This is a genomic window from Serratia sp. FS14, from assembly GCF_000695995.1.
In the GTDB taxonomy this organism is placed as follows: Bacteria; Pseudomonadota; Gammaproteobacteria; order Enterobacterales; family Enterobacteriaceae; genus Serratia; species Serratia nematodiphila.
In genome coordinates this window covers 4,701,344-4,727,993 of record NZ_CP005927.1, presented here as the reverse complement: position 1 = coordinate 4,727,993, position 26,650 = coordinate 4,701,344, and the positions used below count along the sequence as shown (strand labels likewise).

At 61.0% G+C, this 26,650-nt stretch carries 28 protein-coding genes and 1 pseudogene; 10 read left to right on the top strand and 19 right to left on the bottom strand.

Annotation, left to right across the window (positions count from 1 at the left end):
• Window positions 1–20: 20 nt before the first annotated feature.
• The 4 genes from L085_RS21645 to L085_RS21630 form a co-directional block, all read right to left on the bottom strand.
• Window positions 21–833, bottom strand: coding sequence for a MetQ/NlpA family lipoprotein (locus L085_RS21645; protein ID WP_015377051.1), 813 nt, complete (start codon window positions 831–833; stop codon window positions 21–23).
• A gap of 130 nt (window positions 834–963) precedes the next feature.
• Window positions 964–1,806, bottom strand: coding sequence for a DUF1460 domain-containing protein (locus L085_RS21640; protein WP_044031705.1), 843 nt, complete (start codon window positions 1,804–1,806; stop codon window positions 964–966).
• Window positions 1,807–1,910: 104 nt separating this feature from the next.
• The gene (locus tag L085_RS21635) at window positions 1,911–2,453 is read right to left on the bottom strand and encodes a GNAT family N-acetyltransferase (RefSeq protein WP_015377053.1); all 543 of its coding nucleotides are present in this window, start codon (window positions 2,451–2,453) and stop codon (window positions 1,911–1,913) included.
• Entirely contained in the window at window positions 2,453–2,920 is a 468-nt protein-coding gene (locus tag L085_RS21630; protein ID WP_044031704.1) for an acyltransferase, read from the bottom strand. The genes L085_RS21635 and L085_RS21630 overlap by 1 nt, the downstream gene beginning before the upstream one ends.
• A 205-nt stretch (window positions 2,921–3,125) precedes the next feature.
• On the opposite strand from L085_RS21630, the gene L085_RS21625 reads away from it, so the two are divergent.
• The gene (locus L085_RS21625) at window positions 3,126–3,716 is read left to right on the top strand and encodes a Yip1 family protein (protein ID WP_004939641.1); all 591 of its coding nucleotides are present in this window, start codon (window positions 3,126–3,128) and stop codon (window positions 3,714–3,716) included.
• Window positions 3,717–3,773: 57 nt separating this feature from the next.
• Here the strand turns inward: L085_RS21625 and L085_RS21620 are convergent, their stop codons facing one another.
• Window positions 3,774–4,625 (bottom strand): DMT family transporter, encoded by an 852-nt coding sequence (locus L085_RS21620; protein ID WP_044031703.1) that lies wholly within the window; start codon window positions 4,623–4,625, stop codon window positions 3,774–3,776.
• A gap of 598 nt (window positions 4,626–5,223) precedes the next feature.
• Here L085_RS21620 and L085_RS21615 point away from each other — a divergent pair.
• The 3 genes from L085_RS21615 to L085_RS21605 are packed head-to-tail and all read left to right on the top strand — an operon-like array spanning window position 5,224 to window position 7,917.
• Window positions 5,224–5,940 (top strand): ABC transporter ATP-binding protein, encoded by a 717-nt coding sequence (locus L085_RS21615; RefSeq protein ID WP_044031702.1) that lies wholly within the window; start codon window positions 5,224–5,226, stop codon window positions 5,938–5,940.
• Between the two features lie 16 nt (window positions 5,941–5,956).
• Window positions 5,957–6,913 carry an ABC transporter substrate-binding protein gene (locus L085_RS21610; protein ID WP_044031701.1) on the top strand — a complete coding sequence of 319 codons (957 nt, stop codon included), beginning with the start codon at window positions 5,957–5,959 and terminating at the stop codon, window positions 6,911–6,913.
• Entirely contained in the window at window positions 6,910–7,917 is a 1,008-nt protein-coding gene (locus L085_RS21605) for an iron ABC transporter permease (protein ID WP_044031700.1), read from the top strand. The genes L085_RS21610 and L085_RS21605 overlap by 4 nt, the downstream gene beginning before the upstream one ends.
• Before the next feature lie 63 nt (window positions 7,918–7,980).
• On the opposite strand, the gene dld is transcribed toward L085_RS21605, so the two are convergent.
• From dld to L085_RS21590, 3 genes and pseudogenes are all read right to left on the bottom strand, one after another.
• Window positions 7,981–9,687, bottom strand: a complete 1,707-nt coding sequence (dld, locus tag L085_RS21600; protein WP_044031699.1) for a D-lactate dehydrogenase — start codon at window positions 9,685–9,687, stop codon at window positions 7,981–7,983.
• 140 nt (window positions 9,688–9,827) lie between these two features.
• The gene (gene map, locus L085_RS21595; protein ID WP_033642282.1) at window positions 9,828–10,622 is read right to left on the bottom strand and encodes a type I methionyl aminopeptidase; all 795 of its coding nucleotides are present in this window, start codon (window positions 10,620–10,622) and stop codon (window positions 9,828–9,830) included.
• Window positions 10,619–10,821: pseudogene (locus L085_RS21590) on the bottom strand (ParD-like family protein). Before L085_RS21590 ends, map begins: the two are co-directional and overlap by 4 nt.
• A 168-nt stretch (window positions 10,822–10,989) precedes the next feature.
• On the opposite strand from L085_RS21590, the gene ddlA reads away from it, so the two are divergent.
• The gene (ddlA, locus tag L085_RS21585) at window positions 10,990–12,093 is read left to right on the top strand and encodes a D-alanine--D-alanine ligase (protein ID WP_044031698.1); all 1,104 of its coding nucleotides are present in this window, start codon (window positions 10,990–10,992) and stop codon (window positions 12,091–12,093) included.
• Window positions 12,094–12,127: 34 nt separating this feature from the next.
• On the opposite strand, the gene L085_RS21580 is transcribed toward ddlA, so the two are convergent.
• Both L085_RS21580 and L085_RS21575 read right to left on the bottom strand, forming a co-directional pair.
• A complete protein-coding gene (locus L085_RS21580) occupies window positions 12,128–12,907 on the bottom strand; it encodes an ABC transporter substrate-binding protein (RefSeq protein ID WP_044031697.1) in 780 nt (259 codons plus the stop codon).
• Between the two features lie 34 nt (window positions 12,908–12,941).
• Entirely contained in the window at window positions 12,942–14,096 is a 1,155-nt protein-coding gene (locus L085_RS21575; protein ID WP_044031696.1) for a methionine aminotransferase, read from the bottom strand.
• 118 nt (window positions 14,097–14,214) lie between these two features.
• Between L085_RS21575 and L085_RS21570 the strand changes: the two genes are divergently transcribed.
• The 3 genes from L085_RS21570 to L085_RS21560 all read left to right on the top strand — a co-directional run bounded on the left by L085_RS21570 (window position 14,215) and on the right by L085_RS21560 (window position 18,543).
• Window positions 14,215–15,135, top strand: coding sequence for a LysR substrate-binding domain-containing protein (locus L085_RS21570; RefSeq protein ID WP_044031695.1), 921 nt, complete (start codon window positions 14,215–14,217; stop codon window positions 15,133–15,135).
• A gap of 112 nt (window positions 15,136–15,247) precedes the next feature.
• Complete coding sequence (bglX, locus tag L085_RS21565) at window positions 15,248–17,545, top strand: beta-glucosidase BglX (RefSeq protein ID WP_044031694.1); 2,298 nt, start codon at window positions 15,248–15,250, stop codon at window positions 17,543–17,545.
• Between the two features lie 74 nt (window positions 17,546–17,619).
• A complete protein-coding gene (locus tag L085_RS21560; RefSeq protein ID WP_044031693.1) occupies window positions 17,620–18,543 on the top strand; it encodes a PEP phosphonomutase in 924 nt (307 codons plus the stop codon).
• Here the strand turns inward: L085_RS21560 and L085_RS25910 are convergent.
• On the bottom strand, window positions 18,540–18,749 hold the full coding sequence (locus L085_RS25910) for a hypothetical protein (protein ID WP_255347233.1): 210 nt from the start codon (window positions 18,747–18,749) through the stop codon (window positions 18,540–18,542). The genes L085_RS21560 and L085_RS25910 overlap by 4 nt on opposite strands.
• Window positions 18,721–19,569 carry an acetylserotonin O-methyltransferase gene (locus tag L085_RS21555; RefSeq protein ID WP_255347232.1) on the bottom strand — a complete coding sequence of 283 codons (849 nt, stop codon included), beginning with the start codon at window positions 19,567–19,569 and terminating at the stop codon, window positions 18,721–18,723. The genes L085_RS25910 and L085_RS21555 overlap by 29 nt, the downstream gene beginning before the upstream one ends.
• Window positions 19,570–19,922: 353 nt before the next feature.
• Here L085_RS21555 and L085_RS21550 point away from each other — a divergent pair, with 353 nt between their 5' ends.
• Complete coding sequence (locus tag L085_RS21550; RefSeq protein WP_004939596.1) at window positions 19,923–20,315, top strand: hypothetical protein; 393 nt, start codon at window positions 19,923–19,925, stop codon at window positions 20,313–20,315.
• Window positions 20,316–20,388: 73 nt separating this feature from the next.
• Here the strand turns inward: L085_RS21550 and L085_RS21545 are convergent, their stop codons facing one another.
• Window positions 20,389–21,189 carry an alpha/beta fold hydrolase gene (locus L085_RS21545; protein WP_080062472.1) on the bottom strand — a complete coding sequence of 267 codons (801 nt, stop codon included), beginning with the start codon at window positions 21,187–21,189 and terminating at the stop codon, window positions 20,389–20,391.
• Window positions 21,190–21,426: 237 nt separating this feature from the next.
• Between L085_RS21545 and L085_RS21540 the strand changes: the two genes are divergently transcribed.
• Window positions 21,427–22,188 carry a CDP-diacylglycerol diphosphatase gene (locus L085_RS21540; RefSeq protein WP_044031692.1) on the top strand — a complete coding sequence of 254 codons (762 nt, stop codon included), beginning with the start codon at window positions 21,427–21,429 and terminating at the stop codon, window positions 22,186–22,188.
• 41 nt (window positions 22,189–22,229) lie between these two features.
• Here the strand turns inward: L085_RS21540 and L085_RS21535 are convergent, their stop codons facing one another.
• The 6 genes from L085_RS21535 to L085_RS21510 form a co-directional block, all read right to left on the bottom strand.
• On the bottom strand, window positions 22,230–22,532 hold the full coding sequence (locus L085_RS21535) for a hypothetical protein (RefSeq protein ID WP_004939584.1): 303 nt from the start codon (window positions 22,530–22,532) through the stop codon (window positions 22,230–22,232).
• Window positions 22,529–23,164 carry an AAA family ATPase gene (locus L085_RS21530; protein ID WP_015377071.1) on the bottom strand — a complete coding sequence of 212 codons (636 nt, stop codon included), beginning with the start codon at window positions 23,162–23,164 and terminating at the stop codon, window positions 22,529–22,531. The genes L085_RS21535 and L085_RS21530 overlap by 4 nt, the downstream gene beginning before the upstream one ends.
• A gap of 271 nt (window positions 23,165–23,435) precedes the next feature.
• Complete coding sequence (gene yajD / locus L085_RS21525; protein WP_004939576.1) at window positions 23,436–23,777, bottom strand: HNH nuclease YajD; 342 nt, start codon at window positions 23,775–23,777, stop codon at window positions 23,436–23,438.
• 54 nt (window positions 23,778–23,831) lie between these two features.
• The gene (locus tag L085_RS21520) at window positions 23,832–24,293 is read right to left on the bottom strand and encodes a GNAT family N-acetyltransferase (protein WP_044031691.1); all 462 of its coding nucleotides are present in this window, start codon (window positions 24,291–24,293) and stop codon (window positions 23,832–23,834) included.
• Window positions 24,294–24,347: 54 nt separating this feature from the next.
• Window positions 24,348–25,241 carry a LysR family transcriptional regulator gene (locus L085_RS21515; protein WP_044031690.1) on the bottom strand — a complete coding sequence of 298 codons (894 nt, stop codon included), beginning with the start codon at window positions 25,239–25,241 and terminating at the stop codon, window positions 24,348–24,350.
• Window positions 25,242–25,301: 60 nt separating this feature from the next.
• Window positions 25,302–26,486, bottom strand: a complete 1,185-nt coding sequence (locus L085_RS21510; protein ID WP_044031689.1) for an MFS transporter — start codon at window positions 26,484–26,486, stop codon at window positions 25,302–25,304.
• Between the last annotated feature and the right edge of the window lie 164 nt (window positions 26,487–26,650).

Genomic DNA, 26,650 nt, shown 5'->3' with positions numbered 1-26,650 from the left:
CGCCTTGATGGTGGCCGAATTTACCAGCCTTTCACCGCGCCGCCGTTGAAGATTTTTTCGGCGGCTTTGGCCACTTCATCCGACTCATAGGCCTTGATGAAGTTCTGCACGTTCGGCGCGTCCTTGTTGTCTTCGCGCGTGACGATGATGTTGGTGTACGGCGAGTCTTTATCCTCGATGAAGATGCCGTCTTTGGTCGGCGACAGGCCGGTCTGGTTGATGTAGGTGGTGCTGATGACGGCGACGGTGACTTTCGGATCGTCCAGCACGTGCGGCAGCTGCGCGCCTTCCAGCTCCATGATCTGATAACGATGCGGGTTGGCGCTGATGTCCAGGGCGGTAGGCAGCAGCCCCTTACCAGGCTTCAGGCTAATCAGCCCGGTTTTTTCCAGCAGCAGCAGGGCGCGCCCCAGGTTGGTCGGATCGAGCGGGATGGCGATCACCGCGCCGTCCGGCAGTTCTTTCAGCGATTTTATCTTTTTGGAGTAGCCGGCCATCGGGAAGACGAAGGTATTGCCGACCGCCACCAGCTTGTAGCCGTGATCTTTGTTTTGCTGTTCGAGGAATGGGCGGTGTTGGAACACGTTGGCGTCCAATTCGCCCTTGTCGGTGGCGTCGTTCGGCAACAGCGAGCCGCTGAAGCCGACCAGCTCGACGTCCAGCCCATATTTCTCTTTCGCCACCTGCCTGGCGACTTCCGCCACGTCCTGTTCCGCGCCGTTGATGACGCCGACTTTGATATGGTTTTGGTCGGTTTTTTGATCGCAGCCCTGCAGCGCCAATACGGCGGCGAAGGCTGCCGCCAGAGGGGTGATACGCCAGCGTAAGGTCATCGAAGTCTCCCTGAAAAGAACAATAAAATCAGTTGGTTTTTGTTCTTACAGCTAAGCCTGAACCGCCGATGAAGTCAAACGCTCGTTCAGCATAAACGGCTATAGCTTATAGCCGTTATGCGATGGGGGATTATCGGCTGAGTGAACGCAGCACCACGATGCCCGGCGTAGCCATCACGTAATCCATAAAGGGCGAATCGACCACCCGCATGTTGGCTTTGCGCGAAGAGGCGTTGCGCAGCACCGGGCCGTTGTCGGTCATCACGAAGATGCCGGTGTGGGTCACGTCCAGCCCGGCGAGGTTGGTGTAAATGCCGATGTAATCGCCGGTGCGCAGTTGGGCCAGCACCTTGTCGTCGACGCGGTCGCTGGGAATGTAGGTCACGCTGCGCTGCACGACGGGCAAGCCGGGCAGGTAGCTGCCGCCGTCGGCTTTCTGATTGAGGTTTTTCACGAGGTTGACGGCGTGCGGGCTGAGCTGGGCGGTGATGTCTTCAGCCACTTTTTTCGGCCGCTGCGCCCAGTCGGTGAAGAAGTGTTTGCGCTGCGGGAAGGCGATGTTGCCGTCGACATAGCGGATGTCCACCAGACGCTGAACGAACTCGCCCTCGCTGCGGGCGGTGCTGAGCGCTTCGACATAATCGATGTAGGTGAAGCAATCCAGCCCGCGGAAGTCTATCACCAGCTGCTCGGGCGTGCTCTGCGAGCCGATCAGGCGATTGGCGAGGTAGGGGGTGCCGAGAAACTCGCGCGAAATCAAATCGACGGTGCGGCCATGTGACTGCGCGGCGGGCCAACCGGCGCGCAGCGTGAGGATCTCACGCAGCTTGCTGCGGGTGCTGGCGTCCATCTCCGGCTGCACGCTCGGCGGCGCAACGGTGACGTCGGTCGGCGGCGTTGCCGGGGTGGGGCGCTCGGCGCATCCGCTCATGGCGATAGCTAACATCAGTAAAACAACCTTGTTCTGGTTCATACGGCCCTCCATGGGTGTCGCTGGCTTATCAGAGTAAGTGATAACAGTTCTCATCCGATGGTAGGGGTTAAAAAGTAAACATAGCCTCAATGGCAATCGATAAATCAGTAACCGATTTCGCTATTGAACGGCAAATACCAGAACAGCGCGATTTCGTGATCGGCGATCTCCGGCTCGGCGCGGTACAGCAAACGATCGATGCCGCCGAGAATAAACCCGTAATGCTGGTAGCAGCGGCAGGCCGCCAGATTGTTGTTCTGCGTTTCGAGCATCATACCCGAGGTTTCCTGCTGCCGCGCCCACTGTTTGGCGCAGTCCAGCAGCGCCCCGGCGATGCCCTGGCGGCGCGCGTCAGCGCTGACCGCGATCTCGTCGATCAGGGTGTAGCCGTTCCAGTTTTTGCTCAGCGTAATATGGCCAACGGCGTCGTCCTGGCGATACGCCAGGAAGGTCACGCTGTCTTCGTTGGCGAACGGCGCCAGCGGATACTGCTTGCGAAACGGCGCCACCGGGCGGGTTGGCCAGCTGTCGACCGGGCTGTCGAACTGCGGCAGGGCGTAACAGGCGATGGTAAAGCCGAAATCGCCGCGCGTCAGGTAATCATCGGGCAGCGCCTCAATGGCCGCGATGCGGATGGCCGGGATCATTACGGCAGCTCCCGCAGCAGGCGCGCCGGGTTGCCGGCATAAATCCCCTTGCGGGTGATGTCGCGGGTCACGACCGCCCCGGCGCCGATCACCGCGTCGCTGCAGATCTCCACCGCCAGGATCGTGGCGCCGGAACCGATGGACACCCGATCGCCGATGCAGGTGCGCCCCCAGCTGGCCGGATCGGCATTGGGCGCGCCGTCTTTGAACAGATCGTTGGCGAAGGTGACGCCGTGGCCGACAAAGCACGCTTCGCCGAGGGTGACGTATTCGCAGATAAAGCTGTGCGACTGAATTTTACTGCGCGCGCCGATGCTGACGTGGCGCTGGATCTCGACGAACGGGCCGACGAAGACATCGTCGCCGAGCCGGCAGCCGTAAAGATTGCAGGGTTCGATCACGGTAACGTTGCGCCCGGCTTCGACGTCGACGATCCCCGCCTGGCGGGTGATGATAGCGGATGACATAACCTTCCTCACAGCCTGGGTTTAATGGGGGGAGTATAAGACAAAGCGCCGCGGCGTTGCGCTTTCCGCACGTTTTTTCGCCGAAAGACTATAATGAGTACAGGGGAGAGAGCCCCGTGGCCGCAATCCTCGCACGGGTAGCAGTCCGTCAGAGGTGTGAAATTCGTTCGCCGATCGCGGCCTACGGCGAGATTGGAGGTGTCTCATGGTCAGTCATGTTTGGGGACTTCTGGCGCATCCCAGCGCCGAGTTCGAACAGATCAAAAGCGAGAATGAAAGCGTCTCGCACCTATACACCCATCACGTGTTGCTCTTGGCAGCCATCCCGGTGGTCTGCGCCTTTATCGGCACCACCCAGTTGGGCTGGCTCTCCGGCGAGGGACATGCCATCAGGCTCGACATGTTTACCGCGCTTTATACCGCCGTGGCGTTCTACCTGCTGATGCTGGCGGGCGTAGCGGCCATGGGGAAAGTCATTCACTGGATGGCGCGGCGTTATGAATCGCGCCCCAGCCTGCACCGTTGCATGGTGTTCGCCGGCTATGTGGCGACCCCGATGTTCCTCAGCGGGATTGTGGCGCTCTATCCGGTCGTCTGGCTGTGTCTGTTTGTCGGCATTATCGGCCTGTGCTATTCGGGCTATCTGCTGAATCTGGGGATCCCGCACTTCCTGAATATCGACAGTAAGGAAGGGTTCATCTTCTCCAGCTCGACCTTCGCTATCGGCATCCTGTTGCTCGAGCTGCTGCTTGGGGTGACGGTGCTGCTGTGGGGGTACGGTTCCTGGTTATTCTGAGTTAACGGCTGTTGTTGTCGCCCCCGCGCCGGTGGAACGGCGCGGGGGCTTTTGCTTTTATGCGCGGCGGAAAACCAGCATCACGCCGAGCACGATGCCCGCCATCCCCAACAGGCTCAGCGCGGCCAGCGCGTGGCCGAGCAGCAGATAATCCAGCAGGGCGGTCACCGCCGGGATCAGATAGAACAGGCTGGTGACCTGCACCAGGTTGCCGCGCTGGATCAGGCGATACAGCAAGAACGTCGCCAGCACCGAGATCACCACCGCCATCCACAGCAGCGGCAGCACGAACTCAGGCCGCCAGTCGACCCGCAGCGGCTCAAACGGCAGCGCCAGCGTACACATCAATAGCCCGATGGCATACTGCAGCGGCAACACCGCCAGCGGCGGCTGCGTCATGCCCTTTTGCAGCAGGGTGCCGGCGGTCATGCTCCCCAATGCGATAAAGGCGAACAGCATGCCGCTCAGCGAGAAATGGGCCACCATCAGGCTTTGGTACACCACCAGCGTCAGCCCCGCCAACGCCAGCGCCAACCCGAGCGCGCGCAGCCCGGCGCAGCGCCGTTCGGTAATGAACTGGGTCAGGATCGGCTGTACGCCGAGCAATGTGGCCAGCACGCCGGGCGTAATGCCCTGTTCCAACGCCAGCAGATAGCAGATCTGATAGCTGCCGATCATCAACACGCCGATCAGCGCGACGCGCCGGCGGGTGCCGGGGGCGGGCAGGCACTGGCGCCGCCACAGGCCGATGGCCAACAGCACCGCCAGCGCGATGGCGCAGCGGAAGAACAGAAAAGCGAAGGCGGAGGCGTGCTCCAATCCCCAACGGGAGATGATCGCGCCGCTGCTCCAGAGCAGGACGAACAGCGTAGCCAGGCCGGCATTGGCCCAGAGAGAAGGTAATCGCATATCAATTTCACCTGTCGTGAAAATTACAGGCTCCGGCGCGTGCGGCGGTCTACGCCTGAACGCAACAGATCACTAAGCCGGAGGTAAAAAGTCGGTTTGGCTTAACGCACAACCACAAGGCGTGGCGGGTAAGCGGCAACCGCAGAAACGACAGAAGAAACGGCGGGTGGGGCGGAGGAAGCACACAGCAAAACGACGGCCGGGACGGTCGCGTTTGTCGGATCTGTACTGTGCGCCAGATAGGTCATGTGAGTTCCTGAAAACCGTGAATGAAACCAGTCGCTTCAAACATAACCAAGTTCAGCGGGGCGTGCAATCGGAAATCACAGAGACATTAATGATAATGAAAATCATTATCATTAATAAAAAGGTGTGCTATGTTGCTTTAACCACGCCGTTTTGACGCAGGGCGCGGCTTGCCCTCTGCCTTGCTTCACGCAGCGCGTGCGGCATAAGAGTTTGCGATTCGCTTTTGCAGAAGGCGAGCAATCGTGGTAAAAACACTGATATGTTATAATATAACAATTTATGCATGATGAATTCAGCTCACGACATCCTCCATGTTGATGGAGTTAGCCTGACCGGACACGGCGGGGCATTGATACTCGACAACATCCATTTCGCGCTCCGCGCCGGTGAGAAGCTGGCGGTGATCGGCCCCAACGGCAGCGGCAAGTCCAGCCTGTTGCGCACCCTGATCGGCGAAACGCGGCCGGACAGCGGCGGCATTTACTGGCGAGGGCGCGCCTTGTCCGCGTGGCCGGCGGCGGAGCGCGCCAGAAGCATCGCCTTTCTGGCGCAAAACGATCTGCCGGATTTGCGGCTGTCGGTTGAGGATTACGTGGCGTTGGGCCGTTTACCGCATGGCGAACGCTCTGCGACGGGAAAGCGCATCGTTGATGAGGCCATCGGGGAAACCGGGCTGGCGCCGCTCAGGCACCACCCGTTAGGGCGGCTCTCGGGCGGCCAGCGCCAGCGCGCCGCACTGGCCCGGGCGTTGGCGCAGTCTCCCGACTTGTTGTTGCTGGATGAACCGACCAATCACCTCGATCCGCCCGGGCGTTCGGCGTTGCTGTCGTTAGTGAAAAATAAAGATATCGCCGTGATTGCGGTGCTGCACGATTTGCCCGTGGCGGAGGCGTTTGCCGATCGGATCCTGGTGCTCAACGAAAGCCGCCAGGTAGCCTGTGGTACGCCCGAGGCGGTGTTGCAGACCCCGGTGATTTTGCCGGTGTTCGGCATGAATAGTTTCAAGGTGGCGCACCCCGTCAGCGGGAAAACGCTGCGTATTTTTGACGTTCCCCATTGCGCTTGATAAACCAGAGAGAAATATGAACACACGCGTATTCCCCCTGCTCCTACTGCTGGCCGGCGGGGCGGCGGCGGCCGAAAAATTTCCCGTCACCGTAGACAGCTGCGGTTCGCCGATCGCCTTCAACCAGGCGCCTCAACGCGCCGTCATCAACGACATCAACATGGCCGAGATGGCTTTTGCGCTCCATCTGCAGGATCGCATTGTCGGGCTGACCGGCATCACCGGCTGGTACAAACTGACGCCTGACTTCAAGGCGGCGATGGGCGCCATTCCCGAACTGGCGCCGAAATATCCCGCTTTGGAAACGTTGCTGGCTGCGCAGCCGGATTTCTTCTTCGCCGGCTGGAATTACGGCATGAAGATCGGCGGCGACGTCACGCCGGAGAAGCTCGCCCCGTTCGGTATAAAAACGCTGGTGTTGAGCGAGAGCTGCGTGCAGGCCGGCGGGCGGCCGCAGAAGGCCGATATGAACCTGCTGTATGACGATGAGCTGAAGCTCGGCAAGATTTTCGGCAAGCCGCAAGAGGCCGCCGCGCTGGTTGAAGGCTGGCGGCGCCGGTTAGCCGCGCTGCCAGTCAGGCCGGCGGGTCAGACGCCGCTCAAGGTGTTCGTCTATGACTCGGGGGAGGAGAAGCCTTTTACCAGCGGCAAATACGCCATGCCGACGGCGATCATCGAAGCGGCGGGCGGCCGCAACGTGATGGACGATTTACCGGCGAGCTGGACGACGGCGTCCTGGGAGGCGGTGGCGGCGGCCGAGCCCGACTTCATTATTCTGCTGGATTACCAGACCGGTTCGGGGGCCGATGCGCTGCGGCGTTTCCTCGAGTCTCATCCGTTGATGAAGTTGACGCCTGCGGTACGGCACCACCGTTATCTGAAACTGCAGTATGCGGAGCTGACGCCGGGGCCGGCCAACATCGGCGCGGTGGAAAAGCTGGCGCGGGCGCTGTACGCGCCGGAGGCTGAATGAACTCGCCGACCCGGCGATTTATGCTGCTCGCGCCGTTGGCGCTGTTGACGTTGTGCGGATTAATGGTCTGGAGCCTGCAGCTGGGCAGTGTTGCGCTGTCATGGCGGCAGGCGTTGGCGGCGTTAGGGCTCGGTTCGGCACCCCTCTCCGGCATGCTGGATACCATCGTCGTGCAACTGCGAATGCCCAGAGCCCTGTTGGCGGCGTTGACCGGCGCCGGGCTGGCGATGACCGGCGCGTTGCTGCAGACTACCACCCGCAATGAGCTGGCCGATCCTTTTCTGTTTGGGCTCTCCTCCGGCGCCTCCGCCGGCGCGGTGCTGGTCATCACGCGCTTCGGCGATGCGCTGGGCGCGCTGACGTTGCCGCTGTCCGCTTTCGCCGGCGGCATTTTGTCCGCGATGGCGGTGATGATCCTGTTTCGCGTCAGCCGGGTCAGGCGCGCCGAGCAGCTGATCGTCTGCGGCCTGGCGGTCTCGTTTTTGTTCAGCGCGCTCACCAGCTACCTGGTGTTTTCCGGCGATCAGCGGGCGGCCAGCTCGGTGTTGTTCTGGTCGCTGGGCGGGCTGGGGCTGGCGCGTTGGGATAATCTGTTCATTCCGTTGGCGAGTTTCGTGCTGCTGGCCGGGTTTACGGCGCTGCGTTGGCGGGCGCTGGACGCGCTGCTGGCGGGCGAGCACACCGCCCATTCGATGGGGGTCAACGTTGCGCGCTTGCGCACCGAGACCTTTCTGTGCTGCGCATTGTCTACGGCGTTTCTCGTTTCGCTGACGGGCGTGATCGGTTTTGTCGGGCTGATGGTGCCTTATCTGGCACGGCGCCTGGTGGGCGTGCGCCACCGCTTGTCCGTGCCGATGTGCGGCCTGCTGGGGGCGATGCTGCTGACCGGCGGCGACATGCTCAGCCGCAGCCTGATCCCCAATCAGGAGCTGCCCATCGGCATCATTACGGCGGGGCTGGGGGGCGCGTTCATCGTCTCCTTGCTGCTGCGTGCGGAACGCTGAATGGGCCATTGAAGGTCAACAGGAAGGTGAGGTGGCCCGCCTCGGCAGGCCAATCGGGCGCTCTTAGCGGGGGTCTTCGGCCCAACCTTTGCGTTTGCTGGTTTTGCCGATGCCGGGGTTGAAGCTGTTGGTCGGATCGGCGGTGCGGTAGAACGCCTGCAGATCCGGTTTGGCGTGGTACAGGTGGCCGACGTTATGCTCCGCCGGGTACTCGGCGCCGCGCCGGTTGAGGATCTCGAGCATCTTTTCTTTCAGTGCATGGCTGTCCACGCCTTTTTTCACCACGTAGTCCTGGTGGAATACGTGGCACATAAAGTGGCCGTAATACAGCTTATGCACCAACTGACTGTCGATCTCCGGCGGCAGCGTTTCGAACCAGTCGGTGTCGTTGCGGCGCAGGGCGATGTCCAGCGCCAGAATATCCTCCACCTTGTCGGCGTGCACCGCGTGGTAGCGCACCGCGGCGCCGGCGGCGGCGAAGCGGTGCAGGAAGGCCTTTTTGCCTTCGTCAGGCGTGCAGGCGAAGAAGGCGCCTTCGGCCTGGGCGAAATAGTCGGTCAGGTAGCGCTGCGCTTCGTCTACGCCGGGGCCGGCCATCTTCAGCAGCAGGTGGTGTTCGAAACGTTCGCGGTATTCCTTCATGCGCTTCGGCAGGTGGCTCGGCGCCAGATGGCTCAGGCCCTGCATCAGCCGATCGGTCAGGTTGTGCGGCAGCAGCGGCAGCTTGTTGAGGCTGGCGTCCATGCGGCCTTTCAGGGTGAAGAAGCGCGGCATCTGATCGGTGCCGAGCTTGTCGATCATCATGAAGGTGTCTTTGCCGTACACCTCGGCGATGTCGAAGATATCGCGGTGCATGTATTCACCGGCCACCGGCAGGTTTTCGAATTTGCTCAGCATGTGGCGGCGCAGTTCGGTCAGCACCGCGGTGTCGTTGGTGCCGATATAGAACACCTGCTCTTTGCCCTCTTTCTCGAAGGTGTCAAGCCGCACCGCGAACACTGCCAGCTTGCCGGCGCAGCCGGAAGCTTCGTACAGGCGGCGTTTGTCGGCGTTGAAGCGGGAAGGGGTGTCGGCATCGACGTCGCGCACCCGGCTGGCGTATTCGTTATCCGAGGCGCGCAGCTCGCCGTATTCGACGTCGCTCGGGCGATAGTCGCCTTTTTCCAGCCGGGTGAGGATCTCTTCCGGCGTGTCGCCAAGCCGGATGCCCAGATGGTTCACCAGGCGCAGCTGGCCGTCTTCCCCTAGCTGGGCGTACAGTGCCATTTCGGTATAGGCCGGGCCGCGTTTCACCAGCGAGCCGCCGGAGTTGTTGCACACGCCGCCGATCACCGAGGCGCCGATGCAGGAAGAGCCGATCACCGAATGCGGTTCGCGGCCGTAGGGTTTGAGCAATTTCTCGAGGTGGTGCAGGGTGCTGCCGGGAAAACCGACCACCTGCTTGCCGTTGTCCAGCACCTGAATATGGTCGAGGCGCAGGGTGCTGACGATGACGATATCGCGATCATAGTCGTTGCCGCTGGGGGTTGAGCCTTCGGTCAGGCCGGTGTTGGCGGCCTGCATGATGACGATTTTATCGGCGGCCACGCAGGCCTGCAGAATGCGCCACAGCTGCAGCAGGCTGGTGGGAAACACCACCGCCAGCGCCTGGCCTTCGCCGGAGCGGAAGCCCTTGCGATAACGCTCGGTGTTGCGATCGCCGGTCAACAGCTGCGGGCCGCCGACGATGTCCTTGAGCTGATTGATAAACGTCTGATTGCCTGACTGCATGCTGCCTGTCTCCCTGTCATCCCCGTCGCCTTAACCGCGGCGCCGGTGCCGCGCAATAAGCTAAGAGGCTATCAATTAAATAACTTATTAAGCTATCGGCTTATTAAGCTATCAGCTTATTAAGCTAATGGCTTGTGGGTTTAGTAGCGCTCGGCGTAGCCGGCCCGGCGCTCTTCGTCGCGCAGCGTCAGGATCTCCACGCCGTCGGCGGTGACCGCCACGGTGTGCTCCCACTGCGCCGACAGTTTTTTGTCGCGCGTCACCACCGTCCAGCCGTCTTTCTTCTGCTTGATGCGGCGGTCGCCCTGGTTGATCATCGGCTCGATGGTGAACACCATGCCTTCCTGCAGCGCCATGCCGCTGCCGGGTTGACCGTAGTGCAGCACCGCCGGCTCTTCGTGCATGTCGCGGCCGATGCCGTGGCCGCAATATTCCCGCACGATGCTGTAGCCGGCCTGTTCGGCGTGTCGCTGGATGGCGTGGCCGATATCCCCCAGAGTGGCGCCCGGTTTGACCGCGCGAATGCCTTGCCACATCGATTCATAGACGTTGTTCACCAGCCGTTTGGCCAGCGGCGTCACTTGGCCGATGCAGTACATTTTGCTGGAGTCGGCGATGTAGCCGCCGTTTTCCAGCGTGATATCCACGTTGACGATCATGCCGGAACGCAGGATTTTGCTGGCCGACGGCACGCCGTGGCACACCACGTCGTCCACGGAGGTGTTGAGCACATAGGGGAAATCATACTGCCCCTTGCTGGCCGGGCGCGACTTCAGCTCTTCGACGATAAACGCCTCGGCGCGGTCGTTGATCTCCATGGTGGAGATGCCTTCGACGATGACCTCATCGAGCATAGCAAACACTTTAGCCAACAGAGCGCCGGAATGGCGCATTTTGGCAATCTCTTCCGGCGTTTTAATCACAATCTGTTTCACCCGACAATCTCCTTCAGCGTCAGCGCGTTATCTTTCATCATTTTTTTACCAGTTGCGGGTAAGTCAGTTCCGGATGGAACTCCGCCAGCATGCCGATCTTGATCCAGTACTCGGCCTGCGCGTTGATCGAACGCGTCATGGTCAGGCTGGCGAGGCGCAGATCGTCATGCAGCGCGTCCGAAATTTTTACGATGCCCATCGGCGTCTCCATAAATGAACAATATACGAAGTGTATACGTTTTGGATGGTCGCGATGTGGCATTCTGTGGCGTAAGAAGATTCTGGCAACAACGATTGCCGCCGCCAGGCAATGCGTTTATTGTGATAAACGACTTTTTTGCCATGATTTTTCAGAAGGATTTAAGGCGTGACTAAACTACGTGTTGGGGTGATTTTTGGCGGTAAATCGGCGGAGCATGAGGTGTCGCTGCAGTCGGCCAAAAACATTGTGGATGCAATCGACAAAGAGAAGTTTGACGTCACGCTGCTGGGGATCGACAAACAGGGGCAGTGGCACATCAACGACGCCTCCAACTATCTGCTCAATGCCGAGAACCCGGCGCTGATCGCGCTGAACCGCTCGAACAAGAACGTGGCGCTGATCCCGGGCCAGGAAAAGCAGCAGCTGATCGAAGCGGGCAGCGCCGGCGCGCTGGGGCAGCTCGACGTCATCTTCCCGATCGTGCACGGCACGCTGGGAGAGGACGGCTCGCTGCAGGGGTTGCTGCGCATGGCCAATATGCCGTTCGTCGGCGCCGGGGTGCTCGGCTCGGCGGTCAGCATGGATAAAGACGTGACCAAACGCCTGCTGCGCGACGCCGGGCTGGCGGTGGCGCCGTTCGTCACCCTGACGCGCGCCAACCGTGCCGGGTTCACGTTTGAGCAACTGAGCGAGCGCCTCGGCCTGCCGCTGTTCGTCAAGCCGGCCAACCAGGGCTCGTCGGTCGGGGTCAGCAAGGTGGAAAACCGCGCCGAGTTTGACGCGGCGGTGGCGCTGGCCTTCAGTTTCGATCACAAAGTGCTGGTGGAGTCGGCGATCGTCGGCCGCGAGATCGAGTGCGCGGTGCTGGGCAACGACGATCCGCAGGCCAGCGTGTGCGGCGAGATCGTGCTGAGCGACGCTTTCTACTCCTACGACACCAAATACATCAATGAGCAGGGCGCTCAGGTGGTGGTGCCGGCGGCGATCGCGTCGGAAGTGAGCGACCACATCCGTGAGGTGGCGCTGAAGGCGTTCCGCGCGCTGGAGTGCTTCGGGTTGGCGCGGGTGGATGTGTTCCTGACGCCGGACAACCAGGTGGTAATCAACGAAATCAACACGCTGCCGGGCTTCACCAACATCAGCATGTATCCCAAGCTGTGGGCTGCCAGCGGCGTCAGCTACCAGGCGCTGATCACGCGCCTGATCGAATTGGCGCTGGAGCGCCACCAGCAGGATCGCGCGCTGAACAGCTCGGTGTTCGATCGCTAAACGCGGCAGGGGGCGGCGGTGCCGCCCCCGTCCATCACTTCACCGTCACGTCGATGTCGCCGAAATACTTCTTCGACAGCGCCGCCACCGTGCCTTGCTGTTTCACTTTGGCGATGGCGGCATCCAGTTTCTTCTTCAGCGCCTCATCCCCTTTGCGCAGGCCGAAGGCAATGCCTTCACCGAGGATTTTGTCGTCGCGCACCGCCTCGCCGACGAAGGCGAAGCCCTTGCCGTCCGGCTGCGACAGGAAGCCGCTTTGCCCCGACGGCGCCATCACCAGTGTGGCGTCGAGCCGACCGGCCGCCAGATCGAGATAAACCTGATTCTGATCCTGGTAAGACACCACATCCACGCCCGCCGGCGCCCAATGGGTTTTGGCGTAGATCTCCTGAATTGAGCCTTGCAGCACGCCCACGTGTTTGCCCGCCAGCGCTTTGGCGTCCGGCAGCAGGCCGCTGTCGGCCTTGGCGATCAGGCGGTTCGGCACCTGATAGATGGCGTCGGTAAAGGCGATCGCCTGGCGCCGCTGTTCGGTCATGTTCATCGCCGAGTTGATGGCGTCGAACTTGCGCGCCTGCAGCGCCGGGATCAGGCTGTCGAACGAGGTTTCCACCCAGCTGCATTGCAACTGCGCGGCGGCGCACACCGCATCGCCCAGTTCAATGTCGAACCCTTCCAGTTTGCCGCTGGCGGATTTGGATTCGAACGGCGGATACAGCGCTTCCAGACCGAAGCGCAGGCTGTTTTCCGCCGCCAGAGAAGAGCCGGCGGCCAGCAGGCATCCGGCGGCGAACAGCGTTTTCAAAGCTTTCATAGGCAGTGCCCCTTTCCCATGGTCGGACAAAAAATTACACCTGGCTCAGGCGGCGCGCGCCTTCCAGCAGGGTCTCGTTATCTTTGGAAAAACTCAGCCGAATAAGGCCGGTATCGGTGCCGTCGCTGTAGAACGCCGACAGCGGGATCGTCGCCACCTTCGCTTCGCGGATCAAGCGCACGGCGAAATCATTGTCGCTTTCGTGACTGAAGCCGCTAAAGCGGGCCAGCATGAAGAAGCTGCCGCGGCTGGGCAGCAGCTCAAAGCGCGAATCCTGCAGGGCGCTGGCCAGCAGATCGCGCTTTTGTTGGTAAAACGCCGCCAGCCCCAGGTAACTCTGCGGGTTGGCGAGCGCGGCGGCGAAGGCGTGCTGCATCGGCGTATCGGCGGAGAACACCATGAATTGGTGCACCTTGCGGATCTCGTCCATCAGCGCCGCCGGCGCCAGGCAGTAACCGACGCGCCAGCCGGTGACGTGGTAGGTTTTGCCGAACGACGACACGATCACGCTGCGTTCCGCCAACTGCGGGTAGCGCGCCATGCTGTGGTGAATATCGCCGTCGAACACCACGTGCTCGTAGACCTCATCGGACAGGAGCACGATGTCGGTGTCGCGGGTCAGGGCGGTCAGGCGTTCGATGTCGTGCTCGTCGAACACCGCGCCGGTCGGGTTGTGCGGCGTGTTGACGATGATCATGCGCGTTTTGCCGTTGATGGCGGCGGCCACTTCGTCCCAGTCGACGCGAAAGTCCTGCAGCGACAGTTTGATCGCCACCGGCGTGGCGCCCTGCAGGCGCACCATCGGCGCATAGCTGTCAAACGCCGGTTCGAAATAGATCACCTCGTCGCCGGGGTGCACCAGCGCGCTGATCGCCGAGTACAGCCCTTCGCTGGCGCTGGCGATCACCGTGATTTCTTCGTCGGCGTCATAGCGCGCGCCATACAATCGTTCAGCTTTTTCCGCCAGGGCAGCACGTAACGCCGCCACGCCGCTCATCGGCGCGTATTGGTTATGACCTGCGCGCATGGCTTGCGCCGTTGCCTCGATCAGCTGCGGGTCACCGGCGAAGTTGGGCGCACCCTGCGACAGGTTGAGGGCCTGATGTTCGGCGCTGAGTTGGCCAATGACGGTGAAGATAGTGGTGCCGACGTCCGGCAGCTTCGAGCGGGATAAGCAGGCGCTCTGCATGATGGGCTCCAGGCAAACAGGGAAGTGTTGAGCGATTAAGCATCAGCCGGCGTAGGCGGACAAGGGAAAGTTTGTCATACTTGCCATGCACTGTGATCATAGCTAATCGAGGCTCGCTATGCCGATATCCCTGCCGTCGCTCGACGTGTTGAAAACCTTTGTGGTGGTGGCGCAACGCCTTAACTTTACCCATGCCGCCCGGCAGCTGCACCTGACGCAGGGGGCGGTCAGTCGGCAAATCCTCGGGCTGGAACAGCGTCTGGGCTATCCGCTGTTCAGCCGCCAGGCGCGCGGTCTGGCGCTGACGCCGCAGGGCGCGCAGCTGCTGGCGCCGGTACAGCAGGCGCTGGGGCAGTTGGATGAAGCCCTGACGCGGGCCGCCGCTCCGCCGGGGGCGCTGCGCATCAAATGCCCGACCTGCGCCATGCGCTGGGTGCTGCCGCGCATCATTCGCCTGCAAAATGAACGGCCGGACATGCATATCGAGCTGACCGCCTCGGTGTCGCACGGCCTGGATTTCAGTACTGAGCAGTTTGACGCCGCGGTGGTATTCGGCCGGCCGCCGGGTAAAAAGCTGACCGCGCACTTGCTGTTCGATGAAATCCTCACGCCGGTCTGCACGCCGACGTTCCTGCCGGCGGCGGCCCGGTTGACGGACTTGACGGACAAAACTCTGCTGCACCCGACGCGCGATCGGCGCGACTGGCTGCGCTGGCTGAAGGCGGCGGGCGCCGATGCGTTGCCGTCCGGTAAGGCCCAGCATTTCGATACCCTCGATCTGGCGATGAGCGCCGCGCTGCAGGGATTCGGCATCGCCATCGGCGATCTGTGCCTGCTGGAGGAGGATATTCAGGCGCAGCGCATCGTCACGCCGTTCCCGCTCTGCGTCAGCAGCGGCGCGGCCTATTATTTGGTCTATCCTGAACGCACGGTGGCGCCGCCGACGTTAACCGCGCTGGTCGATTTTCTGGCGGCGGAGGCCGCCGACAGCCGCGCCCGGCTGCAGAATTACCTGCCGATAACCTGTAATGCTTTGTAAACATTAGCGATGCGAATTCCCTTGGCGATGAAACAGAGTGTGGCAAACTGTTTCTTCACTCCGATTAAACTCCGCGGCGTTGGCGGCGGAAACACGCCTGAGATAAAACAAGATGAAATGGCTTTGTGTGGTGAGTATGTTGTCCGGTCTGGCCCTCAGCCCGGCTTTTGCGCAGGAAACGCCGATAACGCAGGGCATTCACGCCCAGCAGCGCGATGCCTTCGTGTCCCATTTGATGAAGCAGATGACGCTGGAAGAGAAGATCGGCCAGCTGCGGCTGATCAGCGTCGGGCCGGATAACCCGAAAGAAGCGATCCGCGAGGGGATCCGCAAAGGGCAGATCGGCGCCATCTTCAATACCGTCACTCGGCCGGATATCCGGGTGATGCAGGATCAGGCGATGCAGCTCAGCCGCCTGAAAATCCCGTTGTTCTTTGCCTATGACGTGGTGCACGGCCAGCGCACCGTGTTCCCGATCAGCCTGGGGCTGGCGGCCAGCTTCGATCTGGAAGCCATCGCGCTCAGCGCCCGCGTGGCGGCGCAGGAGGCCAGCGACGACGGCCTGAACATGACCTTCGCGCCGATGGTCGATATCACCCGCGATCCGCGCTGGGGCCGGGTCTCCGAAGGCTTCGGCGAAGACACCTGGCTGGTGTCGAAAATCGCCAAGGTGATGGTTGACGGTTTCCAGAACGGCGATCCGGCCAAACCCGGTTCGGTGATGGCCAGCGTCAAGCACTTTGCATTGTACGGCGCCGTCGAAGGCGGCCGCGATTACAACACGGTCGACATGAGCCCGCTGCGCATGCATCAGGACTATCTACCGCCTTATAAAGCGGCGGTGGACGCCGGCAGCGGCGGGGTGATGGTGTCGCTCAACGCGATCAACGGCGTGCCGGCCACCGCCAACCCGTGGCTGCTGAAAGATCTGCTGCGCGAGCAGTGGGGCTTTAAAGGCATCACCATCAGCGACCATGGCGCAATTAAAGAGCTGATTAAACACGGCGTGGCCGCCGATGCGCGCGACGCGGTGCGCCTGGCGATCACCTCCGGCGTCGACATGAGCATGAGCGACGAGTTCTACGACAAATACCTGCCGGGTCTGGTGAAGGACGGACTGGTGTCTGAAAGCGATATCGACCGCGCCTGCCGCGACGTACTGAACACCAAATACGACATGGGGCTGTTCTCCAATCCTTACGTGCATCTGGGCCCGGCGGGTTCCGATCCGCAGGACACCAACGCCGAAAGCCGTCTGCACCGCGCCGAAGCGCGGGTGGTGGCACGCAAGACGATGGTGCTGCTGAAGAACGATAAACAGACGCTGCCGTTGAGCAAGCAGGCGACCATTGCGTTGGTCGGGCCGATGGCCGACAGCCAGCGCGACGTGATGGGCAGTTGGTCGGCCGCCGGGGTGGTCAAGCAGTCGGTCACCCTGCGCGAAGGGCTGGAGCGGGCGGTGGGCGATAAGGCGCGCATTCTGTACGCCAAGGGCGCCAACGTCACGCAGGATAAAGGCATCATCGACTACCTGAATGAGTATGAGCCGGCGGTGGCGTTCGATACCCGCTCGCCGCAGCAGATGATCGACGAAGCGGTGCAGGCGGCGAACAAGGCCGACGTGGTGGTGGCGGTGGTGGGGGAATCGCAGGGCATGGCGCATGAGGCCTCCAGCCGCGCCGACATCACGATCCCGCAGAGCCAGCGTGATTTGATCGCCGCGCTGAAAGCCACCGGCAAGCCGCTGGTGCTGGTGCTGATGAACGGTCGGCCGCTGGCGCTGAGCTGGGAAAGCGAGCAGGCGGACGCGATGCTGGAAACCTGGTACAGCGGCACCGAGGGCGGCAACGCGGTGGCGGACGTGCTGTTCGGCGATTACAACCCGTCGGGCAAGCTGCCGATGACCTTCCCGCGCTCGGTCGGCCAGATCCCGATGTACTATAACCACCTGAACACCGGCCGGCCGTTCGGCAAGGAGAACCCCGGCAAGTACACCTCGCGCTACTTCGATTCGCCGAACGGCCCGCTGTATCCGTTCGGTTACGGCCTGAGCTACACCACTTTCAGTCTGTCGGATCTGAAATTATCCAGCCCGACGATGGCGCGCAACGGCAAGCTAACCGCCAGCGTTACGCTGAAGAATACCGGCAAGTACGACGGCGCCACGGTGGTGCAGCTGTACCTGCAGGACGTCACCGCCTCGGTCAGCCGGCCGGTGAAGGAGCTGCGCAACTTCAAGAAAGTGACGCTGAAGGCCGGCCAGTCGCAACAGGTTGAGCTGCCGATTAGCGAAGAGGATCTGAAGTTCTACAACGCCAGCCTGAAATGGGAGGCGGAGCCGGGCAAATTCAACGTGTTCGTCGGCCTGGACTCCGACAACGTGCAGGCGCAAAGCTTTACCCTGAAGTAACCTTTCCCCCTCTTTCACTGCGGTGGGAGAGGGGGCATCCATCCCTTTCCGCTAACGTCACCGGAGCTTGCCTCATGAAACGGTATCTGGACTGCAGCGCCAGCGATCTGGCCGATATCGGCAAAGCCGATCTGCTCTATGCCATCCGCGCCAGTGAAGGGCGCATTCTGGTCAGCGAAACCATTGCGGTCACTCAACCGCTGCTCAATAACGTCACCAACGCCGAGCTGGCGGCCAGCCAGGGCGCCGATCTGCTGCTGTTGAACCTGTTCGACGTCGATCGTCCGCATATCGCGGGCCTGCCCGCCGACGTGCCGCCGCAGGAGGCGCTGCGCACGCTGCAGCGGCTGACCGGGCGGGTGATCGGGGTGAATCTGGAGGCCGTCGATCCGGCCTTCGCCACCGAACATAACGATTTCTGGCAGATGACGGCGGGCCGCGCCGCCACCGCCGAGAATGCGCGCAAGCTGTATCAGCTCGGCGCGCGCATGCTGGTGCTGACCGGCAACCCGAACAACGGCGTCAGCAATCAGGCGATTGCCGCCGCGCTGAAAGCGATTCGCGAGGAAGTGGGCGACGAGATGGTGCTGGTGACCGGCAAGATGCACGGCGCCGGCATCGTGCGCGAAAGCGGCAGCCAGCTGATCGGCGAGCGGGACATCGCGCTGTTTGTGGAGAACGGCGCGGACATCGTGCTGTTGCCGGCGCCGGGCACCATTCCCGGCATGTCGCAGGAGAAAGTGGCGGCGCTGATCGCCTTTGCCCAGCGGCAGGGGGCGCTGGCGATGACGGCGATCGGCACCTCGCAAGAGGGGGCCGACGTGCAGACCGTGCGGCAGATTGCGCTGATGAGCAAAATGGCCGGGGCGGACCTGCACCATATCGGCGATACCGGCTATCTGGGGTTGGCGCTGCCGGAAAACATCTTCGCCTACAGCGTGGCGATCCGCGGCGTGCGCCACACCTACAGCCGCATGGCGAGATCGGTGAACCGCTAAGCCTGGGGTTTTTGCGCCGTGACGATGCTGAAATAGCCGAGCGACGGCAGCACCTGAGCGGGCCCGAAGCCGACGTCGCGCAGCAGGTCGCCGATTTCCTTGCCGGAGTATTGGCGGCCCTGCGTCCATCCCATCATCATCAGGCTGTACCCCGCGGCGGCAGGTGGGCCGTCGCCGTCATCGTTGTACAGCACTTCGTGGATCACGATCCTGCCCCCCGGGCGGGAGGGCCGCATAGCTCTTTTGCGCCAGGAAGCGGTTCTTGTTCATCGGCCAGTCGTGGAAAATATTGGAGTACAGGTGCAGATCCGCCGCCGGGTAGGGATCGCGCCACATATCGCCGCTGTGGGTGCCGATGCGCTGACTGAGGCCGTGATCGTGCGCGTAGTCGGCGGCGAGCGGGCACACCTCCGGCAGATCGAACACGGTGCACGTGAGCGCCGGCCAGTGGGTCGCCAGACTGATGGCATGGGCGCCGGAGGCGCCGCCGATATCCAGCGCCGTGCGGCAGGCACCGAGGGGCAACAGCGTAGGCCAAACGCTGGCCGAGCCCATGCTCAGGCTGTGCATGGCGTGGGTAAACAGCCGCATTCTGTCGGCGTCGAGCGTATGGGTTTCAAACAGCTCCTGCTCGCCGTACACCTGCGAGGCATTCTTTCTGATGGCGCTTTCCAGGTTTTTCAGCGTGAAAATCTCGCTGTTTTCAATCATCAAATCCCAAAAATAGCCGAAATAATGCGGGTTGTTTTTTAACAAAAAGGTTTCCGCTTCCGGCGTCAGAGAGAATGTTTCGCCGTCTCTGTCTATCAATTTCAATGCCACTAGCGCCATGACCAGCGTCTCTGTCGGGCGTCTTTCCACATTGGCCTGAGCGCATATATCGGTCAGGTTGCGGGGGCGCAATGCAATAAATTCAAAGATGCCCAGGCGGTGCGCAATAAGCGCCGCCGGATAGAGATATAAATTCATCGTGATATCGAGAATGGTTTTGTTGTCGCATGGCGGCGGCCGGACGGAATGGTTCATGTGAATCCCCTCCCACTAAGGCATGGCGCGTCTTAACAGGCTATGTTACGCCTGTGGTTTTAGCAAAGGGCGGGGGCGCGATTGACCGCAGGCCAACGCTTACGTTGTAAATAATTCCCTGGTGAGACTATTTTAAAATTGAATTGGGTGCGGTTAATGTCGAACGTAAAAACTGACGTCGGGCGGAGTAATAACCCCATCATGCATTTTTATCTTACTGGAGGTTAACTTAATCACAGTTATTAACGCATTAGGGTTGTGTTAATCTGAGCCGTCGTTATACCGTACCGACGTTCACATTATTTTTGTGAATAATTCAAAGCTAAATAATTCATTATTAAAACGAGATAACAATGAAAAAGAGCATTCTGACCGGCATGATTGCCGCGACTCTGGGCCTGTTCAATACCGCTAATGCCGAAGGGATGGACCCTGCTGCATTGAAAAACGTCTATGACATTACGCGTAATACCAGCGGGCTGATGTCTTATTGCGTCGATAAAGGTTTTCTGAAAGCGGACAGTATCGACAACGCCAAGAAAATGGTGGCCTACGTGGCCGCCATTCCCGGCGGTGTCGACACCCGCGACGGTGACAAGCGTGAAGCGATGGGCCGTGAAGGCAATGTGCTGAACGACGACGGCAAAGTGGTTGCGTTGGAAAAGGAAGCGCCACAGGGTCTGCAGACATGGTGCCAGCAGGCTGACGAAGGGATCCGCCAGGGTCTGACGTCTATCGGCCAATAAACGCCGGATGTAGCCTCCCCCTCCCTAAGGCTTCGTCTGAAGGGAATCTCCGGGCCTGACGGCCCGGAGAATCTCACCAAAACAGCGGGGTGGTGTTTTCAGCCAAAAACGCCAGCAGCGTTTCGTTGACCGCCGTCGGGTTTTCTTTGTTGCTGATATGGCCGGCGTTGGGGATCAGCACATGCCGACAGCCGAGAAGATCCGCCATGCGCTGGCCTTCCGTCGGCGGGCGCGGTTTATCCTGCGCACCGGTGATGACGATGCTGGCGGCGGTGATGTTTTCCAGCAGCGCCAGCTTGTCGGGGCGGCCGAAGATCATCCGGCCCAGCGGCACGATGCTGTCGCGCAGCCGATCGGCGGGCAGGCTTTGCAGATGGGCCAGCAAAGGCTGCGACAGCGCAGCGGGCACTTCGTCGGAATAGAACTGCGCGGCGATATATTCCAGCAGCGGTGACGTGATGGCGCCGGCCTGTTCCACGGCGGCCAGCATGCCCATGTAGCGCTGCCGCGCCTCCGGCGTTTCGTCGCCCAGGTAGCTGTCCAGCAGCGCCAGCACTTTCACCCGCTCCGGCGCCAGCGCCGCCAGTTCCGCGCCCCACATGCCGCCGACGGACAGGCCGACGATGCCGAACTCTGCAATATCCAAATGATCCATCAGCGCCAGATGATCGGCGGCGATATCCGACAGGCTGTTTCGCCCAGGCGGCAGCGCCGGGGAGTCGCCGTGGCCCCAGAGATCGGGCACGATCAGGCGGTAGCGTTTCGCCAACGCCTCGAACTGCGGTGCCCACATGTTCAGATCGAACAGATAGCTGTGGCCCAGCAACAACGGAAAGCCTGAGCCTACGTCGAGATAATGCAGGGATTTGCCCATCGTTGGCATCTTGTCGGTTCCTTATATAAAGAGAGTTCGGCTGCTTATATCACACTCATATTCAACCCACGGTATTAATTTACTTTAAATTACTCAGGTGGACGCGGGTTTTTTAATTTGCATTGCTAACAAGACGTCAATAAAAGGTGACGCTAAGGCCAATATTTTGGTGGTGAGCGGAGCCTTGGTTTATGCTGTCGCTCCTTTCGGTATGGAATAGATAAACAGGGCGTCGCGATGAAAAGACTTTTCAGACTATTAATTATTTTGCTTGTCATTTTTCTGCTGGCGGCGGTGCTGTGGTGGTTCTTCGGGCGCGGCAATCCGAATGCGCTGTGGCAAATCGTCAGCCAACAGTGCGTGCCCAATCAGCAGCAGAACAACGATCCGGCGCCCTGTTTAAAGGTTGATTTAACCGAGGGTTATGTGCTGTTTAAGGACAGCAAAGGCCCCTATCACGATCTGGTGATGCCGACCGAAAAGGTCAGCGGTATCGAGAGCCCGGCATTGCAGACGGAGCACGCGCCGCCTTATTTCGCCCAGGCCTGGAATAACCGTGAACATATATCCGGCGAGCTGGGTAAACCGTTAAAAGATGCGTGGATTTCTCTGGCGGTCAATTCGAAATATGGTCGCTCTCAGAATCAGCTGCATATTCACGTTGCCTGCTTGCGCCAGGATGTCTATAACGCGCTGGGGCAGCAGACGGAACAATTAGATCAACAGTGGCGGCCGCTGGCGGTGAAATTGCTCGGTCACCAATATCTGGCCAGAAAATTGGCGGGCACCGATTTAACCCAGGAAGATCCTTTCCGTTTACTGCAGAACTATGTGGTCGAGCAGGGCGACAGCATTGGCAATTACGGCCTGGCGCTGGCGGTCAGCCCGCAGGGCGAGATGCTGCTGTTGGCGAACCGTTTGAAGCTGACCGATCTGAACCTGGGCTCGGCCGGCGAAATTCAGGACTACCGGTGCGAGGTCGCGGGGAACTCAAGATGATAACGGCCCGCCGGCGTGGTCAGCCGGCGGCTGCCGTGCGGTCAGAGTTTTTTCAGCAATGCCAGCAGCTGCGTTTCGCTTTTCTCCGCCAGCCCGTCGATGGCGAGCTTGATGATGTCGGAGCGGGTGATGCGCACGATGCCGTTGCGCGCCGCCTGCACGATCACCTCATCGATGGCTTCGATGTGGTTGTCCGTCAGGCTGACGGAAATCGCCTTATAGGTGCGCTTGCGGCCGGCCGGCTTGGCTTCCGGCGCGGGCGCCGCAACCGGCAACGTATGCGAGGTGGCGCTGTTGATGAATTCGTCTTCCGACATGCGGTGGGTGGGGGTGCGCTTCTTCACAGGATCACCTCTTTCACCAGGCATTCGATCTCGGCCTGCGCCTTTTCGTTGTTCGCCTCATGCACGGTGATGGCTTCGCCCCAGGCGTCGCGGTAAATTTTGCGATCGCACAGGCGGTGGCTCACCAGGGTGAACTCCGGATATTCGCTCAGCACCTGCGCCGCTTCGTTGGCTTCATTAATGAAGATATTGGTCGGGCACATGTTCAACACAATGTAGCCTTTGACCTTCTCGTTGTATTCCTGCGCGGTGGAGAACATCTCCGACAGGTAGCCGATGGTGTCGAGATCCATCTGCGAAGGGCGCAGCGGCGAGAGGAACAGATCGGCGGCCAGCAGGCCGGAGCGCAGTTCGGCGCTGTCGCGGCCGGCGGTGTCGACGATCACGTAGTCGTAATGGCGATCCAGCTCCAGCAGCGTTTCCTTGATTTTGCCCGACGCGGCCACCACCGGAATGTGCGGCAGCCCCTCGACGTTCTGACGGTCGTTGTACCAGGTCATGATCGATTTCTGGTCGTCGGCATCGACGATGATCGCCGTCTTGCCTTGCTTAAGAATCAGATACCCGGCGATATTCACCGCTTTCGTCGACTTGCCGACACCGCCTTTTTGCGAGCCAATCAGAACAATCATGCTGCCATCTCTCAAGTTATTAAGCAGGTAACTTATTAAGTTAATGTGCTTATTAGGTTGATAATCAAACAGGTTAACAAGAACAACTCGCGAACAATATGCACCAACTGCGGCGGCTTGCCAAGCCAGTATGTCGTTAACTGTGCAGCTTATTTTGCGCTGGATGGCCCGGATGGGTAAGTAGGAATTCTCTGGGAAGTGGCGATGCGGAGGGTGATTTTATTAATTTAACAGCTTAATAAGTTAGTGGCTCATTAAGCTGTTGTCGACATTATTTCTTCATCATCGCCTTCAGGTTGGCGAACGGGTTGTGGGTGGCGACGCCGATATCTTTTTGCGCATCTTCACCGGCCACCACCGTCGAACCGTATTGATCGGCCTCGGTGTATTTCGAGTGTTCGTGGTCGTGGCAATACAGGCACAGCATTTCCCAGTTGCTGCCGTCTTCCGGGTTGTTGCTGTGATCGTGATCGATATGGTGCACCGTCAGCTCGCGCAGGTTGGAATAAACGAATTCGCGTGAGCAGCGCCCGCATACCCAGGGGAACAGTTTCAGCGCTTTTTCGCGGTAGCCGGTTTCCAGCTTCGCATAGTTTTTGGGGATATAGGCCATGGTGGTCGTCCGTCGGGAATCAATATGCGGCCAATAATACCACAGTGCGTGCGGCTACAACGTGCGGCTCATCACCGTGACGGTTTCACCGGCGACCTGGCGTTGCTCCAGAGGGCGCCAGCCGAGTTTCTGATACAGCGTCTGCTGGTCGGGCGTGTACAGATACAGTTCGCTGATGCCCTGGGTTCGGCCGTGCTCGATGCAGCGCGCGATCAGGTTGCAGGCGATGCCTTGGCCGCGGTGCTGCGGGTGGGTAAAGACTTCGCTCAGCCAGTATTGGCGCTCCGGTTTATCTGTCAATTCATACCGCGTCAAACTGGCGGTGCCGACGATCTGTTGCTGCGGCGACAGCGCCAGCAACACGACGCCTTGGCTCTCGGGCGCACAGCGTTCAGCCAGCCGCCGGCTGATGGCGTCGCGGTTGCTCCACTGCGCAAAGGCGCCCCATTCCTGATGCAGTAATTCGGCCAGTTCGTCAATGCGCTGACGATGTGCAAGCAGCGGTTCGATATGCATGGTTTGCCTGTTTTTATTGTCCGTAAGAGAAGCCACTATAGCCGGGGCGATCGGTTAATGAAACGTCTCCACCGCCCAGTCGATGAACGCCCGCAGCTTGCCGCTGAGGTGGCGATTGGACGGGTAGACCACGTACATCTGCTCCGGCGGCGGCTGCCAGTCGTGCAGCAGGCTGACCAGCTCGCCGCGCTCGAGGTGTGGCTGCGCCATAAACCGATAAATCTGGATGATGCCTAATCCGGCCAGGCTCGCCGCCAGCAGCGCGTTGCCTTCATTGATGCTGACCGGGTAGCGCTGCTGGATGGCGATCTCTTTGCCGCGCTCGACATAGCGTTGCGGATGGATGCGGTCGTTGACCGGATGGCGGTAGTGCACCATCGGAAAGCCCTGTTCCAGATCGCACGGGTGGCGCGGGGTGCCGTGGCGCGCCAGATAGGCCGGGGTGGCGCAGCTGACCCAGTCCAGATCGAACAGACGCCGGGCGATCAGGCTGGAGTCGGCCAATGGGCCGCTGCGGATCACGCCGTCGGCGCTGTCGCTGATCAGATCGATAACGCGATCGCCGATGCTGAGATCGATTTGGATTTGCGGGTAGCGTTCCAAAAAGCCGGGCAGCGCCGGCAACAGCAGTTGGCGAGCGGTGCCGCTGCCGGTGTCGATGCGCAGCACGCCCTGCGGAGAACTTTGCGACTCGGTCAGGCAGCCCTCCATCTGCTCCAAATCCGCCAGCCATTTCACCGTATTTTGGTAATAGCATTCGCCTTCGCGGGTGACCGACACGCTGCGAGTGGTGCGCTGAAACAGCTTGGTCTGCAGGTGATCCTCCAGATTTTGGATCAGCTTGGTGACCGTCGCTTTCGGCATGCCCAGCGAATCGGCGGCGCGGGTAAAGCCGCCGGTTTCCACCACGCGGTTAAATACCCGGATAGCGAGCAAATGATGGTCCATAGGGTTCTCAACGCCATGCCCCGGCGGTGACCGGGGCATGTTTCTGCAGATAGATAATGATTAACACTGTTTAGCGCCAATCGCGCCGGCGCGCAAGCTGAGGCCGAACACCAGCGTGGCGGAGAGGATCAGCGCGCCGCCGAACAGCATGGCGCTGCTGACGCCCTGCCAGTCCACCACCTCGCCGCCCAGCAATGCGCCGGAGGCCAGCGCGATTTGGACGACGCACACCAGCAGCGCCTGGCCGGCCTCCGGCGCCTGCGGCACCGCGGCGAACATCCAGTTGGTGGCGCACACCGGCACGGCGCCAAAGGCCAGCCCCCAGACCATCACCATCAGCGTGGCGCCGCCGAGGCCGCTGAGCAGCGGTGAGACGATCAGGATGCCTGCCAACATGGCGGCGATCAGGATAAAGGTGGCGCGCAGGCTGTATTCCCCCAGGCGTTCGCCGAGGAACGTGCCCAGCAGGCCGACGGCACCATAGGCCAACAGCTGCAGCGAGATGGCCGACGGGCTGAGCACGAACACCTGCTGCAGCAGGGGGCGCAGATAGGTATAGGCGGCGAAGTGGCCGATGAACAGCAGCACGATGGCGATAAGGCCGATGCGCGCCATCGGCAGGCGCAGCGGCAGCACCAGATCGCGCGGCGTGACCGGCCGGGACGGCGGCACCGACGTCAGTAAGCGCAGCTGCGCCAACAGTACGCCGACCGCCAGCGCCGCGCCGCCGAAGAAGGCGGCGCGCCAGCCGAACAGATCGCCGACCAGTGCGCCAATCGGCACGCCGCACACCGCGCCGACCGAAACGCCGCTGAGGATCAGCGCGGTGGCTCGCCCCTGGCTGGCTTCCGGCACCAGATGGCGGCCATAGTTGGCGGCGAACGACCAGAAGCCGCCGACGCAGACGCCCAGCAGCACGCGGCCGAGCAACATCATCGGAAAGTTGACGGCCAGCGCCGCCACCAGATTGGATACCACCAGCAGCAACGATAGCCCCAGCATCAATAAACGCCGATCCAGGCGGCCGGACATCAGGCTCAATGCGGGGGCGGCCACCGCCGCCACGATGCCGGGCATGGTGACCATCAGCCCGGCGCTGCCGGTACTGACGCCGAGCGAGGGGGCGATGTTGGTCAGCAGACCGATCGGCAGAAACTCGGTGGTGACCATGACAAAACAGGCAACCGTCAGCGAGAAGATCGCCAACCACGGGGATGATGCAGGGTTATCTTTATGATTCAGCATAATGCCGCTCTTCTCAGGTGAATGCGCAGGCCGCGCGCGGGGCGCAGCGTGACCGAAATCACAATTTACGGCAGGCGAGAGCGGCGGATAAATCCATCTTCGGTGGTTACACTGTTTCTGAGGGGGAACAATCGCGGCAGTGAGTTAAAGCGCGGCTTGCGCCG